Annotated in this window: 15 protein-coding genes; 6 read left to right on the top strand and 9 right to left on the bottom strand. The window is 67.5% G+C overall.

From position 1 onward, the window contains the following. Positions 1–45: 45 nt before the first annotated feature. Positions 46–4,134, bottom strand: coding sequence for a dockerin type I domain-containing protein (locus VGK20_00260; GenBank protein ID HEY2772457.1), 4,089 nt, complete (start codon positions 4,132–4,134; stop codon positions 46–48). A gap of 179 nt (positions 4,135–4,313) precedes the next feature. Between VGK20_00260 and VGK20_00255 the strand changes: the two genes are divergently transcribed. After that, on the top strand, positions 4,314–5,759 hold the full coding sequence (locus tag VGK20_00255; protein HEY2772456.1) for an ATP-binding protein: 1,446 nt from the start codon (positions 4,314–4,316) through the stop codon (positions 5,757–5,759). A 28-nt stretch (positions 5,760–5,787) separates the two neighbouring features. Here VGK20_00255 and VGK20_00250 read toward each other — a convergent pair whose 3' ends face one another. Both VGK20_00250 and VGK20_00245 read right to left on the bottom strand, forming a co-directional pair. Beyond that, positions 5,788–6,303 (bottom strand): cytochrome c biogenesis protein CcdC, encoded by a 516-nt coding sequence (locus tag VGK20_00250; GenBank protein ID HEY2772455.1) that lies wholly within the window; start codon positions 6,301–6,303, stop codon positions 5,788–5,790. A 54-nt stretch (positions 6,304–6,357) separates the two neighbouring features. Then, entirely contained in the window at positions 6,358–7,869 is a 1,512-nt protein-coding gene (locus VGK20_00245) for a PHB depolymerase family esterase (protein HEY2772454.1), read from the bottom strand. Positions 7,870–7,960: 91 nt separating this feature from the next. Between VGK20_00245 and VGK20_00240 the strand changes: the two genes are divergently transcribed. Continuing rightward, positions 7,961–9,223, top strand: coding sequence for an MFS transporter (locus VGK20_00240; GenBank protein HEY2772453.1), 1,263 nt, complete (start codon positions 7,961–7,963; stop codon positions 9,221–9,223). Between the two features lie 43 nt (positions 9,224–9,266). Here the strand turns inward: VGK20_00240 and VGK20_00235 are convergent, their stop codons facing one another. The 5 genes from VGK20_00235 to VGK20_00215 form a co-directional block, all read right to left on the bottom strand. Then, the gene (locus VGK20_00235) at positions 9,267–9,662 is read right to left on the bottom strand and encodes a hypothetical protein (protein ID HEY2772452.1); all 396 of its coding nucleotides are present in this window, start codon (positions 9,660–9,662) and stop codon (positions 9,267–9,269) included. Positions 9,663–9,742: 80 nt separating this feature from the next. Beyond that, positions 9,743–10,219, bottom strand: a complete 477-nt coding sequence (locus VGK20_00230) for a nitroreductase/quinone reductase family protein (protein ID HEY2772451.1) — start codon at positions 10,217–10,219, stop codon at positions 9,743–9,745. An 87-nt stretch (positions 10,220–10,306) separates the two neighbouring features. Continuing rightward, a complete protein-coding gene (locus VGK20_00225) occupies positions 10,307–11,425 on the bottom strand; it encodes a hypothetical protein (protein ID HEY2772450.1) in 1,119 nt (372 codons plus the stop codon). A 91-nt stretch (positions 11,426–11,516) separates the two neighbouring features. Next, positions 11,517–12,764, bottom strand: a complete 1,248-nt coding sequence (locus tag VGK20_00220; GenBank protein ID HEY2772449.1) for a hypothetical protein — start codon at positions 12,762–12,764, stop codon at positions 11,517–11,519. A gap of 149 nt (positions 12,765–12,913) precedes the next feature. Beyond that, entirely contained in the window at positions 12,914–13,141 is a 228-nt protein-coding gene (locus tag VGK20_00215; protein ID HEY2772448.1) for a hypothetical protein, read from the bottom strand. Positions 13,142–13,302: 161 nt separating this feature from the next. On the opposite strand from VGK20_00215, the gene VGK20_00210 reads away from it, so the two are divergent. From VGK20_00210 to VGK20_00195, 4 genes are all read left to right on the top strand, one after another. After that, positions 13,303–13,554 carry a BON domain-containing protein gene (locus tag VGK20_00210; protein ID HEY2772447.1) on the top strand — a complete coding sequence of 84 codons (252 nt, stop codon included), beginning with the start codon at positions 13,303–13,305 and terminating at the stop codon, positions 13,552–13,554. Continuing rightward, complete coding sequence (locus VGK20_00205) at positions 13,551–14,315, top strand: metallophosphoesterase (protein HEY2772446.1); 765 nt, start codon at positions 13,551–13,553, stop codon at positions 14,313–14,315. Before VGK20_00210 ends, VGK20_00205 begins: the two co-directional genes overlap by 4 nt. An 89-nt stretch (positions 14,316–14,404) precedes the next feature. Further along, positions 14,405–15,100, top strand: a complete 696-nt coding sequence (locus tag VGK20_00200; GenBank protein HEY2772445.1) for a nucleotidyltransferase family protein — start codon at positions 14,405–14,407, stop codon at positions 15,098–15,100. A 591-nt stretch (positions 15,101–15,691) separates the two neighbouring features. Continuing rightward, positions 15,692–16,417, top strand: a complete 726-nt coding sequence (locus tag VGK20_00195) for an alpha/beta hydrolase (protein HEY2772444.1) — start codon at positions 15,692–15,694, stop codon at positions 16,415–16,417. A gap of 73 nt (positions 16,418–16,490) precedes the next feature. On the opposite strand, the gene VGK20_00190 is transcribed toward VGK20_00195, so the two are convergent. Further along, the gene (locus VGK20_00190; protein HEY2772443.1) at positions 16,491–16,991 is read right to left on the bottom strand and encodes a hypothetical protein; all 501 of its coding nucleotides are present in this window, start codon (positions 16,989–16,991) and stop codon (positions 16,491–16,493) included. Positions 16,992–17,173 lie beyond the last annotated feature (182 nt).

The following is a 17,173-nucleotide window of genomic DNA, read 5'->3' as shown; positions in this document are numbered from 1 at the left end:
GGACAGCGGCTACGACGCAGTCGCTCTTGTCGCTTTCTATGGCGCTCAGCAGTGGCAGGAGAGAGTCACCGGCTGGTGCACCGCGAATCGCAGCACGACCAGCGCGTCGGCTGCAGTGATCCTGCCGTCGCCGCTGGCATCGCAGACGCAAGGCTGCGCCTGGCACTGGCTTCCCCCGACGGCGGCCTTGAGTATCGCCAGCGCGTCGCTCGCGCTGACCGTCGCATCGCCGTTGACGTCGCCGCAGGCGGTCTCGACGAGCGTCGTCGTGGTCGTCGTCTGCGGGCCGCAGTGGGAGATCCTCGTGTGCGTGCACAGCGGGCCGCTCTGGTTGCACGTATCGGTCGTGCACGGGTCCGCGTCGTCGCAGTCGACTGCCGTTCCACCGACACAGGCACCCGCGCCGTTGCACGCGTCACCGGCCGTGCAGCTGTTGCCGTCGTCGCACGCGGAGCCGTTCGGATCGGCCGCCGTGCAGTTGTCGGAGACTTCATTGCACGATTGGCTGCAGTTGCCGTCGCCATTGCCGCCGGGGCACGGGTTGCCGGAGTGCTGGCTGCAGGTACCGGCCATGCAGGTGTCGGTGCCGTCGCAGAACACGCCATCGTTGCACGCCGAGCCGTCCGGATCGGCCGCATTGCACGCCTTGGCACCTTCGCCGCACGACTCGGCGCAGTTGCCGTCGCCGTCGGGGCCGGGGCAGGGGTTGCCGGAGTGGTGGCTGCAGGTACCGCCGGTGCAGGTGTCGTCGCCGTTGCAGAACAGGCCGTCGTCGCAGGCGGCGCCGTCCGCATCGGCGGCGTTGCAGGAATTGGCGACTTCGTTGCACGATTCGGCGCAGTTCCCGTCGCCGTCGGGACCCGGGCAGGGGTTGCCCGCATGCTGGCTGCAGGTGCCGCCCGAGCAAGTATCGGCGCCGTTACAGAACAATCCGTCGTTGCACGCCGATCCGTCCGGATCGTGCGCGTTGCAAGCCTTGTTCGCCTCGCTGCACGATTCCGAGCAATCCGCGTCGCCGTCGGGACCCGGACAAGGATTACCACTGTGCACGCTGCACGCGCCGTTCGAGCAGGTATCGTTGCCGTTGCAGAAGATGCCGTCGGTGCAGGCCGAGCCGTTCGGGTCCGGCGCGTTGCACGCGGCGGCCGCTTCGTTGCATGACTCCGAGCAGTTGCCGTCGCCGTCCGGACCCGCGCACGGGTTTCCTGCGTGGATGCTGCAGGCTCCTCCCGAGCAGGTGTCGGCGCCGTTGCAGAATACGCCGTCGTTGCACGCCGATCCGTTCGGGTCCGGCGCGCCGCACGTCTTGGCGAGCTCATTGCACGACTCCGCGCAGTTGCCGTCGCCGTCGGGACCGGGACACGGGCTGCCGGCGTGCACGCTGCACGCACCATTGAGGCACGAATCGGCTCCGTTGCAGAAGATCCCGTCGTCGCACGGTGAGCCGTTCGGATCCGCGCCGGTGCAGCCGACGCCGGCATCGCTGCACGACTCCGAACAGTTGCTGTCGCCGTCGGGGCCGGGACACGGGTTGCCCGAATGCACGCTGCAATGGCCGCCCGAGCAGGTGTCGGTGCCGTCGCAGGCCAGCGAGTCGTCGCAGGCGCTGCCGTCGGGGTCGGCAGCGTTGCAGGCCTTGCCGGATTCGTTGCACGACTCCGCGCAGTTGCCGTCGCCGTCCGGGCCCGGGCACGGGTTTCCCGCGTGCACGCTGCAACTGCCGCCCGAACAGGTGTCGGCGCCGTTGCAGAACAGTCCGTCGCTGCACGCCGATCCATTCGGATCCGGCGCATTGCATGCGGCGCCGGCTTCGTTGCAGGACTCCGAGCAGTTGCCGTCGCCGTCGGGGCCAGGGCACGGGTTTCCCGCGTGCACGCTGCAGGCGCCATTCGAACAGGTGTCGGCGCCGTTGCAGAACACCCCGTCGTTGCACGCCGATCCGTTCGGATCCGGTGCGTTGCACGCGGCGCCGGCTTCGCTGCACGATTCCGAGCAGTTGCCGTCGCCGTCCGCGCCGGGGCACGGATTGCCGCTGTGCACACTGCAGGTGCCGCCCGAGCAGGTATCGCTGCCGTTGCAGAACACTCCGTCGTTGCACGGCGAGCCGTTGGAATCGGCGGCGGTGCAGGAGTCGGTGGTCTCGTCGCACGATTCACTGCAGTTGGCGTCGCCGTCGGGGCCGGGACACGGATTGCCGCTGTGGGTCGTGCACGCGCCGCCCTGGCAGGTGTCGGTGCCGTTGCAGAACAGACCGTCGTTGCACGGCGAGCCGTTCGCATCGGCAGCCGTGCAAGAGTCGCTGGTCTCATCGCACGATTCACTGCAGTTGCCGTCGCCGTCGGGCCCCGGACACGGATTGCCTGCGTGAACGCTGCAGGCACCGCTCTGGCAGGTATCGGCGCCGTTGCAGAACAGTCCGTCGTTGCACGGTGAGCCGTTGGGATCGGCGGCGTTGCAGGCCTTGCCGGACTCGTTGCACGACTGGGAGCAGTTGGCGTCCCCGTTGACTCCGGGGCACGGGTTGCCGGAGTGCACCGTGCACGATCCGCTCGAACAGGTATCGTTGCCGTTGCAGAACACGCCGTCATTGCACGCCGAGCCATTGGGATCGGCGGCATTGCAGGCCTTGCCGGCTTCGTTGCAGGACTCTGCGCAGTTGCCGTCGCCGTCGGGGCCCGGACACGGACTTCCCGCGTGTACGCTGCAGGTTCCGCCCGAGCAGGTATCGGCGCCGTTGCAGAACACGCCGTCGTTGCACGCCGAGCCGTTGGGATCCGCAGCATTGCACGATGCGGTCGCTTCATTGCACGACTCGGCGCAGTTACCATCGCCGTCGGGGCCGGGGCACGGACTGCCGGCGTGGACGCTGCATGTTCCGTTCAGGCAGGTGTCGGCTCCGTTGCAGAAAACTCCGTCGTTGCACGGGCTGCCGTCGGCGTCTTTCGCCGAGCAGTTTTTCGCGGCTTCGCTGCAGGATTCGGCACAGTTGGAGTCGCCGTCGGGTCCGGGGCACGGACTGCCGCTGTGCACGCTGCAGGTTCCACCGGAGCAAGTATCGCTACCGTCGCAGAACAGGCCGTTGTCGCACTTGCTGCCGTTCGGGTCCGCGCCTTTGCAGTTCTCCGCAGACTCGTTGCACGACTCCGAGCAGTTGCCGTCGCCGTCCGCTCCCGGGCACGGATTTCCGCTGTGCACGGTGCAGCCACCGCCGAGACAGTGGTCGCTGCCGTTGCAGAACTTCGTGTCGTCGCAGACGCTGCCGTCGGGATCGTGGCCATTGCACGCCTTGCCGAATTCGTTGCACGACTCAGAGCAGTTGCCGTCGCCGTCGGGGCCATGGCACGGGTTGCCTGCGTGCTGGGAGCAGGAGCCCTGGAGGCAGCGGTCGACGCCGTTGCAGAAAATGCCGTCGTCGCAGGCGCTGCCGTCGGGATCGGGATGGTTGCAGTCCAGATCGGCGTCGCTGCAACTCTCCGAGCAGTTGGCGTCGCCGTTGGCGCCGGGGCAGGGGTTGAGCGAGTGCACGGTGCACGCGCCGGCGCTGCAAGTGTCGGTGCCGTCACAGGCAAGCCCGTCGTCGCACGGCGATCCGTCGGGATTTTTCGTGCATGCCGACGAGCAGCAGTCGCCGTCGCTCATGTTGCCGTCGTCGCACTCCTCGAGCAGCTCGACGATACCGTTGCCGCAGACCGGATGGACGAACTCGACGTCGAGGTAGTAGTCGGGGGCGGCCAGGCCCTGGTAGCCGGAGACGATGATCTGGTAGGAGTCCGGATCGGTCAGGCGGTACGTGATCTTCGAGCATTGTCCGGGACCGGAGTCGTCGTCGGTGGCAAGGACGGTGCCGTTTCGCTGCAGCGCCATCACCGTGTCCGCGTTGCAGAAGTCCTTGCCGTCGCTGGTGGTCGCGACGAGCACGGCAGGCGCCGCCAGATCGAAGGTATACAGGTCGAACTGGGTCGCGATGAAACCGCCGTGGAAACGGCCACCGCCAGTGACGTCGGTGCCGACGGCGAGGGTCGTTGTCGGCGGCGGAGTCGGGTTGGTCGTCGTGGTGGTCGTCGAGCCGGCGCCGGCGGCAGTTTGAGGGCTGCCGGCGAGCAACGGAGAAAGGAGCGCGACAACGCCCGCCATCGCTCTCCATCCGGTGCGGGAATGGAACCCCCGGCGCACGCTTCTTAGTACTTGCGGGACGAAGCCTGCGCGAACCGGGCGGGCCGGAGGAACTCCGGTACGCGGCGACAGGTCACCTCGCGGGCTGCCGGCCAATCCTGGTGGAATTAGCTCCTGCCGCCGTGCTAGCAGCACTTCTCATGGCATTGCGGGAGCCTTCCGACTCGTCGGCCTCGTCGGCCTCGCCGGCCGCGTCGTCCGCGACGCGCAGCGGGCGTCCGCCCGTGCATCTGAGCATGGCCGAGGCCGCGCGCATCGGGATCATGGTGATCCTGGTGGCATCGGTCGTCTTCCTCGCGGTCGATTCTCCGACTTCGCCCGCTCCGCGGGTGTTCGCTCTTCACTATGCCGGCCGCACGGTAGCGTCCCTCGTGGCACTGGCGGCCGTGCGGCTGTGGCCGCGACCGATGCAGGTCGCCTGGACCTTGTGGGCCCTGGCAGCCGTAGTTTCCGCCTCCTCGGCCACGCTCGGCATCGTGCGCGGCGACTTCATGTCGAACGCGATGATCTCTGTCGCCATCAGCGTCGGATCGGCGGCGATCATCCCGTGGAACTGGAAGCAGCACCTGGTGCTGGCGACGATCTTCCTGGCGGGCGTCATCGTCGACGCCGCGGCGATCGGTGGGAGCCTGAGGGCGGCATTCAACATTCACGTCATCCTGACACTGGTGGTCTGTCTCGGCGGCGCGACGTACACGGTCGCCGCCCTCGACAGGGTCCGCCGCGCGATCGACCAGCGCCAGCGCGAGGACGAAGCGGCCATCGCGGCGCTCACTGCCGAGCTGGAATCGCGCGTTGCCGCGCGCACCGAGGAGTTGGGGGCGTCCAACGCCGATCTTCGCACCGCCAACGCCGAGCTGGGCAAAGCCAATGCCGAGCTGCAGGGATTCACGTACTCGGTCTCGCACGACCTTCGCGGTGCCCTGCGCGTGCTCGGCGGCCAGAGTCACATGCTGCTCGAAGACCACTCGGCGTCCCTGCCCGAAGCGGCGCGCCACCTGGCGGTGCAGATCCGCGAAGGGACGATCCGCATCGGCCAGCTCGTCGACGCGCTGCTGTCGCTGGCGCGCGTGTCGCGGATCGCGCTTCGCGTCGAGCCGGTCGACCTGAGCCAGCTCGCGAGCGAAGTCGGATCCTTGCTGGCGGACGCCGAACCGGAGCGGCGCGTGCTGCTTTCGATCGAGCCGGGGCTGGTCGCCTCCGGAGACCCGTCGCTTTTGCGCATCCTGCTGGAGAACCTGTTGTCGAATGCGTGGAAGTTCACGAGGCGCCGCCCCGACGCGCGCATCGAAATCGGAGCGCGGGAGATCGACGAAGGCCGCGAGTTCTTCGTCCGGGACAACGGCGCCGGCTTCGACATGCGCTTTGCCGGCAAGCTTTTCCGTCCTTTCGAACGCCTGCACGAGCAGGGCGATTTCGAAGGCACCGGAATCGGTCTTGCGACCGTGCACCGCGTGATCGTCCGCCACGGCGGAAGGATCCGCGCCGAAGGCAGCGCGGGCGCGGGAGCAGAGTTCGCGTTCACGCTCCCCGCAGACGCGCCGCCGGCAGCTGCAATCGACGACGGCGCCGAGCACGCGGCTTAGCGAAGATCCGGGGTTTTCCCGCGACCTGTCAACGCTGCGGCGATCTTCCCGACACCGCTTCGACCGCGGGCTCGAGGATCGGCTGTACCACCAGCGCCCGGTACTGGTACCACATCGTCACGCGCCAGCGCACGATCATCCCGAACGCCAGCAGGAAGAAGATCGACGCGGTCTGAAGCGGATCGACGATCTGTCCGATGTAGGCACGCGCAGCGAGGCGCACGACGACGAGGCCGAGCAGGATCCACAGGAACGCGCGGCTTCGCTGCAGCATCACGACGTCGCCGTTGCGGGTCAGGCGCGAAGTGACGATGAGAGGATGGGCCAGCACGAGCGCACCGAGCGCCAGTGCGCAAAGCGCCCAGCTCATCGGAATGCGAAGCTGGGGAACCAGGAACATCGCAAGTCCGGTGCTCATGCCGAGCGGAGGAATGATGATCTTGCGCTCCGTCACCGGCTGGCGCGTCTCCTGCACGCGCCACAGCAGGACGACGACCGCCCCGACGACGGCCGCAACGCCTCCTACCAGGAGTTCGGGGTGCATCCGGGAAGTTATGCTGCCGTGACGGGCCGGCTGCAATCGGCGGTGGGGCCGCGCTCAGCTTGCCGGGTGGCTCGCGAAGAAGCCCCAGATGGACTGCGACGCTTCGAAGCTCCGGCTCTGGTAACCGGCCGGACAGCCCCGCAGTCCGACGGCCGAGGCGGGAAATCCTCCCGGCCACTGGTGGCCACCGTCGGGAATCCGGCAAAGCCTGACCGCGCTTCGGCTCGCGCAGCCCGACCAGGAAACGCACTGCGCATCGCCGGCAACCGACGCCGCGGCAGTTGCCGCATCGCAGCCGTCGCGAGCGACCCACGCTGCGGCGGCATCGGCAACGGGACGGAGGAAAACGTCCGGCATCGCGCAGCCGATGCCGCCGCCGAACGGCACCACGGCGTCGGCTGCGCCGTGGATCATCAGTACCGGCACCGGCCGCGCGGGCTTGCACGAAGCGGTCATGTCAGTGCCGGCGACGTCGGCAATCGCGGTGACACGATCGGCCAGATCGCACGCCAGGCGGTGCGCCATCATTGCACCGGTCCCTTCGCCGACTGCGTAAACACGGCGCTGATCGATGCAGGTCCCGACTTCCACGTGGTTGAGCACCGCCGAGAAGAACGCGACGTCGTCGTCATCGGATGCGCCGCTCCTGCAGCAGGATCCGGCGTTCCACGATCGCACCCCGCCGGCACTGGCGGTGCCGTCGGGCGCAACCAGCACGAAGCCCTCGGCGTCGGCGAGCTGCGCCATTCGCGACGAGGATTCGATCTGCGTTCCCGAGCCGAGCCCGGGGTGGAGAAGGAACACTACCGGAAGCGGATTGCCCGCTGTCGCCAGGGCGGGTACGTGAACGCGGAACGTGCGCCCGAAACCATCGGTCGTCGTCGTCGCGGAGCGATAGCCGGGCGGCTGGATCGTGCAGCCCGGGCTCGGCAGAGGCGGGATCGGGTCGGCGACATCGAGCCGGATCGCCGCCGACGCACCGTCCTTGTTGTTGATCGTGAACGCGCGCGCCGGAATCGAGCTCTCGAAGCAGAGCGGACTTCCTTTTCGCAGGAGCTGTACGGTGAGGTGACCCGCGACCGGAAGTGCGATGCGCTTGTCGACGACGGCCAGTGCATGCACGGTCGCCGCCGGTCCGCCGCTGGCTCCGAGGTCGAGAACGTGGACGAAGCCGTTGGCGCCGTCCAGATCGGTGTAGCGCGCAGCACGGTGGGCACGCAGCCTCCAGCACGAAGAGCCGTCGCACCTTTCTCGTCCGGTCAGCTGCGCTGCCACCAGGAGGCCACCGTCATCCCATGCGCAAACCTGGTAGCCGGTTGCGTCGACGGGTTGCCCCAGCTCGTCGAGCGAGGTGGCCGGACCGCGCGAGCCGGACCAGTCGAAGCGTCCCGCTGCGGCATCGATCGAAAGTGCGGTTTGGCCGAGCTCGCGACACAGCGGACGCGGGGCCGGAGGGCAGGGTGGATCGGCCGCCTGGACCGAAACGGCGAACAGCAGCGCGGTGCTCGCGCCGAGCGTGAGCCGCAACACTCCGAGCCGCAAGGAACGGCCGCTGCCTGCCGTCATGCGCTCCGGTATGACACAAGCCGGCTCGCGCAGCATCCGCGGCGCCCGGCATGTTCGAATCCCGCGGGAATTCGGCTATCAGCCGCCTGCCATGCCCCGCCGGTCGCCGACCCGCACTCGCCACGTCGTCGTCGGCTTCACGCTCGTGCTGGCCGCGATCGCCTACCTCGACCGCATCTGCATCTCGACGGCCGCGCCGGCCATCAGCGCCGACCTGCATCTGAGCGACTCGCAGATGGGGATCGTGTTCAGCGCCTTCACGTTCGCCTATGCGCTGTTCGAGGTGCCGAGCGGATGGTTCGCCGACCGGTTCGGTTCCCGGCTGACGCTTTCGCGCATCGTCGTGTGGTGGTCGGTGATGACGGCGGTCACGGGTTCGGCCGGCGGCTTCGGCACCCTGGTCGCGGCGCGCCTGCTGTTCGGCATTGGGGAAGCCGGGATGTTTCCGGCCACTGCGCGTGCGTACGCACGATGGCTGCCGGTCTCCGAGCGCGGGCGCGCGTTCGGATTGCTGATCATGACCGGTGCGCTCGGCGGCGCTGCAACGCAACCGCTCGTGGTCGCGCTGCTTCGGCACATGAGCTGGCGATATGCGTTTCCGCTATTCGCAAGCGTCGGCGTGCTGTGGGCGCTGGCGTGGTGGCGCTGGTTTCGCGACGATCCTGCCGAGCATCCCGGCGTCGGTCGCGTCGAGCTCGCAACGATTCTCGCAGGACGCCGCGAGCTGCCGCGCCACGAGGCGGTGCCGTGGCGACTGGTGCTGCGCAATCCCACGCTCGTTGCGCTCAGCATCATGTACGGTGCCGCGATCTACGGCTGGTATTTCTACCTGACGTGGCTGCCGACCTACCTCATGCGTGCGCGCGGGTTCGACCTGTCGCAGACAGGATGGCTCGCAGCGCTCCCGCTGCTGGCAATCGCTGCCGGAGTATTCACCGGCGGATGGCTCAGTGACGTCCTGACGCAAAGGTGGGGAGCTCGCGCAGGGCGGCGGACGCCGGGTCTCGTCGGATTTCCGCTGGCCACCGCGGCAGTCGTCCTTGCGATCGTGACGCCGGTGCCGCTCGTCTCGGCGCTGCTTCTCGCATCGGCGGCGGGACTGGCCGCTCTTGGCGTCGCGCCGGCATGGGCAGTGTGCCTCGAGATCGGCGGAGCGCATGCCGGCGTCGTCAGCGGAGTGATGAACACGTTCGGAAATCTCGGCGGGACGCTGAGTCCTCTCGTCGTCGGCGTTGCGCTGGACCGCCTGGGGTCCTGGAACGCTCCGCTTGCCAGTGTCGCGGTCTTCTACCTGGTCGCGGCGGTCGCGTGGCTGTCGATCGATCCGGGCCGGCACGTGCAGATCGATGCATAGCGAGCGACGGTTGCAACGAGATCATACAATGGATGTAATGGGGTCAGGCACCAGAGGAATGGGGTCGGGCACCGACCGACGCGCGCAGCACGAGAAGCGCGTCATCAGCCGTCACCTTATTGAATGGGCAGACCGGGTCGGCGCAGTGGGCCGCACCGGCCGGCGTGAACGCCACGTCGTCGAAGTTCGCGGTCACCGTCGAGCTCGCGCTCCCGCTGGACTTCGTCGCGCGAAGCTCCACCAGCGCGGCCACCGCGTCCTGCGGCGCGGCCCACGACGCGTCGGCCGGTAAAGTCCAGCTCACGATGTCGGCGTCGAAGTCGGGATTCACAAGCGGCGACGACGGGCTGCATGCGGCGATCGCGGCATGCTGCGAAACGGCGACGATGGGAACGATCGCAAAAAAAGCAGCAGCGGTGACGGTTCTCGGCGAGTACATGAAGTGCCCCTCCGGTCGCGGCGCATGATAGACGCCGTTCACAAAGAGAAGCGATTGCCAGTCGGGAGGCACGGAGAGCTTCAGCGGTTGCCGGTGCCGCCGACTGCCGGGTCCTTCGTGCGGGCCCCAGGCGCTTCGAGGTCGATCCGCACCACCGCACCTTCATTTGCCAGGATGTCGCGCTGCGCGCCGGTCAGCCCGCTCGCTCGCGCGTACTGGATCCCGAACTGCGGACCGAGCCACGGCAGCTGCCGAAACGTCGTCTCGAACGCAGCCGCGAACTCGGGGGACTCCGGCGCGATCACACGGGCCGTGCCGTCGTGCGAACGGCCGCGCGTGTAGACTTCGACGGGACCCGGCTCGCGGTAGTTGCGCCACCATTTCTTCGTCTGCGCGCGCGACACGAGCACCGTGATGGAGTTGCCGTCGCGCTGGTAGCCGACCGGAATGGTGTAGCGCTTACCCGACCTGCGACCGGTGACGGTCACCAGCATCAGTTGCGCATCGAGCAAGCCCCGCAGCGGGGAACGCAGGATCGCCACGATCACGCCGTTCATGCGCGTGAACACGCGGCTGAGATTGAACGAAGAGGCGCGACCTTCCGGCATGGAACTCCGGGATTCAGATGCTGGCGCGCACCGCCGTCAGTTCGAGGTCTCGTCCTTCAGCGCAAAGGCTGCAAGACCGCCGCTCCCGGTGATGGTCACGCGCTTGAGATGCGTGGCGGTGCTGTTGGCGAGGCTGATCACGAGGCGGTCTCCGCTGAGCACCGTTCCGTCGGGCGACGTGATGTCGACGCAGCCGTTCTCCCATTGGAATTCCGCCGAGTCGGCCATCGCAGTGGTGCCCGTCTTGTAGCTGTCGGGCCATACCGGGCTCGTCCACGACCATCGCGGATCGCCGGGAACGGATTCGCCTGCCTGGCCCGAGACGGCTCCGCTGCAGGTCACGATGCCGGTGCGGCCTGCGGCGCCCGCAAGGCGCTGCAGTCGTGGGAAATACGCCGTGGTCGAAACGCCGCTGCTTCCGACGGCGACGGAGATCGACTCGGTTTCGCTGTCGCTCTCGTCGTTGTGTCCACGCACGTCGAGCGCGGCGCCGGCACGGCGCGCCGTGTTTCCGAGCGATGCACGCGAATCGCGGTCGTCGCGGACGCGAACGCCGAATCCGTCGACGCTGTTCAAGACGACGACGACTCCACTGCCGCCGTTTTCACCGGGCGCCGACTTGGCCGCATCGGGCGTATCCGGTGCGAAGCCGTCGAGCGAGCGCACGTGCAGCGTCGGCCCGTCGGCGGTGCTCGTCTGCGCGATCTGCGCGAGCCCCCGCGCGTAATGCTGGAACGTGAACAGTTCGCCGGCGCCAGCAGCGGCCGGCCCGCAGACGAGCGAAGTCTTCAGCTTGTCGAGCGTGCGTGATCCGAATTCGTCGACGAGGAGCTGGGAGTCCGTCGTCGGTGCCGGGCACTTGACCTTGTAGCAGATCTGCTCGCCGCCCGAACGCGGTCCGCCGAGCGAGGCAGCCACTGGCGAGGTGACGACTTTCGACGTCGCCGATGGTGAGCACAGCAGCGCCGCTTTGGAGACCGTGCATCCCGGAGCCAGTCCGAATGCCGCAGTATCGATGTCGGCAGTTCCCTTCACCGTGACGGGATCATGGACCTTGTAGCAGGTCAGGTGGTCGTCGCGGTACTGGGCCGCGGCGGGAACTGCCGCGATGCACGTGATGGCGATCGCGATCGATCGGCCGAACAGGCTCTTCATGGCTGCGAACCCCCGTCGATGATTGCTCACGCCGCAGGCGGTCAGGCCGGCGCGCTTGCCCATGCACTCTATTGTGGCGGGCATCGTCCGGTCAATGGCCTGGCGTCTCCCCGTCGGCCGCCGGCTCCTGCTTTTCGACGTGACCGGCGCGGCCTGCGCGCTCTTCGCGGGCCAGGGCGTGCCAGTCGCCCGGCCGCGGGGTGCCGAGATGGAACGCGTAAGTCGAAAGATCGTCGCCCCCGGCCTCCCACTCGGTGGATTCCCTTCGCCGGTTCGGCCCGAACGAGAACAGCATGATGTAACGCGCCGCCGAATCGCACTGGTCGCTGATCCAGTACGGCATGTTCCACGGGTCGAGCAGGTATTTCGCGCGCTTGGGATCCTCGGTGGCGACGAGCCTGGCGAAAGCACCGTCGGCGAGAAGGGGCAGAAGCACCTGCTCACGGTCGAGGGAATGAAGGCGAGCCTGAAGATTGCAGTTCGTCACGAATCGTCCGGAGCGCTGCTGGCGCATCGCCACCAGATCCTCGCGCAGCGCTTCGAGCTCGGCTTTCGCGCTCGCGATGCGCGGGGCTTCGTCGACGGGCGGGTTCTGCGTAGCCCATGTCGTCGCGATGCCGAGCGCCAGCATCAGCGCGGCAGTGCCGGCCATCCGCGAAGCGGGGGCGCCCCATGAAGAGGAATCTTCGCTTCGGGCGCCCAGCTCGTTCACGGCCGCGAGCACGAATCCGATACCGATCGCCAGCTCGACGACTTCTTCGCAAAGGTGGTAAGGGCGAAACACGTAGGCCGCGAGCACTGCGGCGTAGCCCGGAGTCCAGCTCGCCGGCGGAACGTAGATCGAGAACCGCCGCGCGAGCCGCGCCGGTCCCGGTAGCAGCAGGAGCAACGGCGCGAGCAACCCGAACCCGGCAATCAGCAGATAGATTCCGCTGCTCCACACTTCGGGGCGGAACAGGTTGTGGATGTTGGTCTCGAGCTGGACATTGTGGGCCAGCATGTAACTCGGTGACTGGAACCCGAGCAGGCGCTGGCCCCACGAGATTTCCTCGCCGGCGACCCCAAAGCAGAAAAGCGCGAGGCCGGCGCAATACCACCATGCCGCAATGCCTCCACGCCTGGTCCGCCACGCGAGAAGAGCGTTCGCCGCAGCCGCGAGAAATTCGGCCCAGAACGTTGCCCATTCGATCGGCGCGTCCTCGGGGATCACCCGGTAGTAGACGGCGGGCCAGCGCGCCTCGAGGATCCACATCGCGAGCAGCAGGCCGCCGAGCGTGACGTTGGCCACGATCGCAGCGCCGATGCCGCTGCGCGAGTCGGAAGCAGGGGATCGCCACATCGCGTTGGGGCGCAGCGTAGCATCGCGACGAAGTCGATGCGCCTGCCATCGCCCCGGACGTCGACATTTTGCCGGGCGTTGCAGCAGGCTCGGGAACGCGTATGGCTTTCGGTCTCATCGAGACCGCCGCTTGCCCCGGCGGCTCGAGCTCAACGTGTCCGTACCGCGGCTGCGTTCGGAAGCAGAAGCGCGACCAGTGCGGCTGCGTGCTCCTCGACACGACGTCGGGAGAACGGATCGACGCCTGTCAGCAGCCTTGCTTCGGGCGCGTTGACGTAGACGAGGGACGCCGCGCCGACCAGCACGTAATGCAACAGGCGATCGTCGATCGGGGCCGCAACGCCGGCCTGCCTCAGCCGTCGCCATATCGCGCTCATCGCGGTAAGCCTCCGTCGGGTGTCACGCATTCGCGCTGCAAACGCGGCGACCCGCTTGCCTGACGCCCCGTGCGAGTCCTCTTCGAACATCCCGTCTTCTGCGGCTCTTGCCGGCCGATGACGGCGAGTCCAACTTGGCATCGCGTATCGAGAGGCCGGCGATGAACCAGGAATACCAGTACCTCGTGGCCAGGCTCGAGGAGGCGCTCGCCGTCGATGCGCGCGTCAACGTGCTCGATATCCGCATCACCGTCGCCAACGGTCGAGTGCACCTCTGCGGACAGGTGACGACCCGGGAGCGGCGCGCGGCCGTCCAGCGCATCACCGAGGAAGTGCTGCCTGGCCTTGCCGTGCGCAACGACATTACGGTGATCGAGCTGGCGGAGCCGGGTGAGCCCGAGTCGCTCGAATGATCACGATTGCCGCGGTAGGGGATACCCACGTAGCCGAGGATTCCCGAGGCTGCCTGAGGCCGCACTGGATGAAGCTCGCGGCCCATGCGGACGTCCTGCTGCTTGCCGGCGATCTGACGAATCTCGGCAACCAGGCGCAGGCCGACGTGCTCGTCGGCGAGCTGCGGGATCTGCCGCTGCCCGTCGTTGCCGTGCTCGGAAACCACGACTACCACGCCGAGGCGCCGGACACCGTGCGACGTGCACTCGAGGCCGTTGGCGTCATCGTGCTCGAAGGCGAAGCCGTCACGCTCGAGATCGGCGGGACAAGGATCGGGATTGCCGGCGCGAAAGGATTCGGCGGCGGATTTCCGGGTGCCTGCGGGCACAGGTTCGGCGAGCCCGAAATGAAGGCGTTCATGCAGCTCACCGAGGACGCCGCGCGGCTGCTGGAGTGCAATCTGCGCGAACTGGAAGCCGACCACAGGATTGCGCTCGTCCACTATGCTCCAGTGAAGGACACGCTGGCGGGTGAGCGCCTCGAGATCTATCCCTTCCTCGGGGCCTATCAGCTCGGCGAGGCGATCGATCGCGGCGGCGCCGATCTCGTGGTGCACGGCCACGCGCACCATGGAGCCGAGAAAGGACTGACGCCCGGCGGCGTTCCCGTGCGCAACGTCGCGATGCCGCTGATCAAGCGGCCGTATGCGATCTATACGTTGAGCAACGGTTGCGACAGTCGTGGGAATCTTGCCGGAGAGCAGGAGTGGACGGCGCCATGAGCGGGCCTTCGACCGACTCGCCGCTCGCTTCCGGGTGTCGCAGTGCGCGAGCCGCGCGGCCGCCCGTTGCTGTGCACGCGCCTGCGAACATGGAGGACTTCGTCGCGGAATCCGAGTGGGATGGCATGCGCCGGGTGATCACTCTGGCAGGAGAACGCGGCTTGCCTCTGGCGGCCAGCGGAGGCTTCGCGACGTCTTTCTACACTGCCATCTGGCGCAACACGAAGGACCTGGACCTGTGTGTGCTCGCGCAGGATCGCGACGCGATCGTCGCGGTCACCAGCGATGCCGGGTTCCACGATCTCTACGACGAAAAACCCTACGACCGAGGATGGATCTACCGGGCGACCGGGCGGGGCGTCATCGTCGACATCATCTGGCAGCTGGCGAACAGGAAAGGCGAAGTCGATGCTGCCTGGCTCACGCTCGGCCCGGTGGTGAGCATCCATGGCGATACTCTGCGCCTGGTGCCGCCCGAAGAGCTGATCTGGAGCAAGATCCACGTCGTGCAACGCGAGCGCTGCGACTTCCCCGATATCGTGAACATCCTCTACTGCTGCGGCTCGCAGCTCGACTGGAAAGCGCTGCTCGAGCGTCTGCGCGGTGAGGAACGACTGCTTGCGTCGGTCATGTCGCTGTTCAGCTGGCTTGCACCGGGACGGGCACGCAGCATCCCGCGTTGGGTGTGGAACGAGCTCGCGATCCCGCCGCCATCGGAGGCGGTGGAACGGGACGACGATCGCATCCGCAGCATCGACAGCCGCCCGTGGTTCAGCCCGCTCTGACGACGCCGCGGTTCCCCTAGCGACACGCCCGGCGCGAGCAGGGCAGCGACCGTTTGCAGAAGGAACCGTACGTCCACCGGTACGTTTTCGATCGTCGGAAGGCGCAGCGTCTGTCGGTGGGGTCCGTCTTCCTGCACATCATGGCGAGGTCTCCGCTGGAGCATTGGATCTTCCACTGCTCGGGATCGAGGGCCGATCCGCACTGATCGGCTCGAGGGACCCTCGCTTGCGGCGCGGGCGTTCGCGTCTCCGGAAGCGACGCTCCGGCCTCTTCCGGGCCGCGCGGCCGCGTGCCGCCCGTCGTTGCACATCCGGCGAAGACGAAGACCAGCAGGCAACCGAGCAGGAAGCGCCGGTAAATGAGCTCGTGACCGTTGGACAAGTCTCGTTTCCTGCTGCAGTCGGAGACTGCGCCCACGTCGCGCGCGGCCGATCGCATCGCAGGATCGACTGCCGATTCGCAGATGCCGGGTGTATCGCGTCTGCGCCATTTTCTCGAATCGATCGGCAGCCCCGTCGAGGCTGCCGGTTCGCGAGTGCGGAACATCCGGCGGTACTTCTTACGGGCAAGCGCCGGTGCTAGGAACGGCCATGCCTGCCTTCCTGGTTCACGGCGTTCCCGACACCCACCGTCTCTGGGACAAGGTGCGAGGCCATCTTGCAAGGCGCAACGTGATCGCGCTTTCGCTTCCGGGCTTCTCCACGCCGCTTCCTGCCGGATTTCGTCCCGTCAAGGAGAGCTACGTCGACTGGCTCGTCGCCGAGATCGAGCGCATCGGAGAGCCCGTCGATCTCGTCGGGCACGACTGGGGATGTCTGTTCGCGCTCCGCGTCGCGTCGGTGCGGCCGGACCTCGTGCGCACGCTTGCGTGCGGCAACGGAGGTCTCGATCGCGAGTACGTCTGGCACGAAATCGCAAAGCAGTGGCAGACGCCCGAGATCGGCGAGCTTCTCATGTCGGCCGTAGGACACGACGAGTCGGTCGAGGGAATGATCGCTGCCGGCACCCCTCGCGAAGACGCGCTCGTTACTGCCGCCTACTTCGACGACACGATGAAGAGCTGCATCCTGGCGCTCTACCGGTCGGCGATTCGCGTCAGCGAGGAATGGCAGGACGGTCTTGCGGCGATCACGATGCCGACGCTCATCCTGTGGGCCAAGGACGATCCTTTCATCGACTCTCGCTTCGGCCAGCGCCTGGCAGCCCGGACGCGCGGCGAGCTGGTCTTGCTCGATGGTTGCGGCCACCACTGGCCGCTGCAGAAGCCGGCGGAGGTTGCTGCGGCGCTCGAGTCGTTCTGGGCGAAGCACGCGTAGGGATCGGATCACGATCCAACGAGCTGCTTCGCGCCGTCCTGCCTCTGCGCTCCGCCGTCAGGATTCGACAACGTCAATCGACGGGATGGCCGCGGTAGAACCGGACGGTCTTCTGCTCCGCTTGCTCCGCGGCGGGCTTGGCTCCCGGCGCCGTGCCATTCACCGAAGGTGCAGCGGCCGCAGCGGGGGCGGGTGCAGGAGTGGGAACCAGCGGCGGCGCGGCGGCGATTTCACCGGCCAGGCGCCGGTGCGCAAGGTTCATCGCCATTCGTAGCGCCGGCAGGTTCACCGAACTCTCCGTCAGGATGCACAGCGCTCCGCCCTTCGCGAACCACTTGATGCTCAACAGGTGGTCCGAGAAGCGGAGCAGGCAACTCTCGAGCTCCTCGCCGAGCGCCGTGAAGCTCTCGGCGAGCCGCTCGATTCGCGGACCGAGGTCGGCGAACATCGTCGGGTCGGCGAAGGCCGGCATTTCCATCGCGAGCAGGACGCCATCGCCGTTCAGGACGAAGCTTCCGCGCGTGCCCTCGACGTCCTTGAGAGTGAGAAGGGTCCTGCGAATGACATCGCTCATCGACAAACCTCCCGAGCTGTCCGAACGAAAAACCTCTGATCTCTGGACGAGCCGGTTTTGGGCCGGAGATTTTCCTCTACGCGAAGCCGAGAAGCTCCCTCGTCCTCGTCATCGACGTCTCGGCGCTCGGCCTGACCCCCACGGTGTTCCCGTTCGAGTCGAAGTAGATCAGGCAGCGACCT

Source organism: Candidatus Binatia bacterium (assembly GCA_036493895.1).
Classification (GTDB): Bacteria; Desulfobacterota; Binatia; order UBA1149; family CAITLU01; genus DATNBU01.
Note: the sequence above shows the minus strand (reverse complement) of the source record. Positions and strands in the feature narration are given on the sequence as shown.

What these genes read in the sequence shown, in the direction of transcription:
- VGK20_00200 (HEY2772445.1), top strand. Translation starts at nt 14,405, where the DNA reads ATGGAGGACTTCGTCGCGGAATCCGAGTGGGATGGCATGCGCCGGGTG.
- VGK20_00215 (HEY2772448.1), bottom strand. Translation starts at nt 13,141, where the DNA reads ATGAGCGCGATATGGCGACGGCTGAGGCAGGCCGGCGTTGCGGCCCCG.
- VGK20_00255 (HEY2772456.1), top strand. Translation starts at nt 4,314, where the DNA reads ATGGCATTGCGGGAGCCTTCCGACTCGTCGGCCTCGTCGGCCTCGCCG.
- VGK20_00190 (HEY2772443.1), bottom strand. Translation starts at nt 16,991, where the DNA reads ATGAGCGATGTCATTCGCAGGACCCTTCTCACTCTCAAGGACGTCGAG.
- VGK20_00245 (HEY2772454.1), bottom strand. Translation starts at nt 7,869, where the DNA reads ATGACGGCAGGCAGCGGCCGTTCCTTGCGGCTCGGAGTGTTGCGGCTC.
- VGK20_00220 (HEY2772449.1), bottom strand. Translation starts at nt 12,764, where the DNA reads ATGTGGCGATCCCCTGCTTCCGACTCGCGCAGCGGCATCGGCGCTGCG.
- VGK20_00250 (HEY2772455.1), bottom strand. Translation starts at nt 6,303, where the DNA reads ATGCACCCCGAACTCCTGGTAGGAGGCGTTGCGGCCGTCGTCGGGGCG.
- VGK20_00210 (HEY2772447.1), top strand. Translation starts at nt 13,303, where the DNA reads ATGAACCAGGAATACCAGTACCTCGTGGCCAGGCTCGAGGAGGCGCTC.
- VGK20_00260 (HEY2772457.1), bottom strand. Translation starts at nt 4,134, where the DNA reads ATGGCGGGCGTTGTCGCGCTCCTTTCTCCGTTGCTCGCCGGCAGCCCT.
- VGK20_00230 (HEY2772451.1), bottom strand. Translation starts at nt 10,219, where the DNA reads ATGAACGGCGTGATCGTGGCGATCCTGCGTTCCCCGCTGCGGGGCTTG.
- VGK20_00195 (HEY2772444.1), top strand. Translation starts at nt 15,692, where the DNA reads ATGCCTGCCTTCCTGGTTCACGGCGTTCCCGACACCCACCGTCTCTGG.
- VGK20_00225 (HEY2772450.1), bottom strand. Translation starts at nt 11,425, where the DNA reads ATGAAGAGCCTGTTCGGCCGATCGATCGCGATCGCCATCACGTGCATC.
- VGK20_00205 (HEY2772446.1), top strand. Translation starts at nt 13,551, where the DNA reads ATGATCACGATTGCCGCGGTAGGGGATACCCACGTAGCCGAGGATTCC.
- VGK20_00240 (HEY2772453.1), top strand. Translation starts at nt 7,961, where the DNA reads ATGCCCCGCCGGTCGCCGACCCGCACTCGCCACGTCGTCGTCGGCTTC.
- VGK20_00235 (HEY2772452.1), bottom strand. Translation starts at nt 9,662, where the DNA reads ATGTACTCGCCGAGAACCGTCACCGCTGCTGCTTTTTTTGCGATCGTT.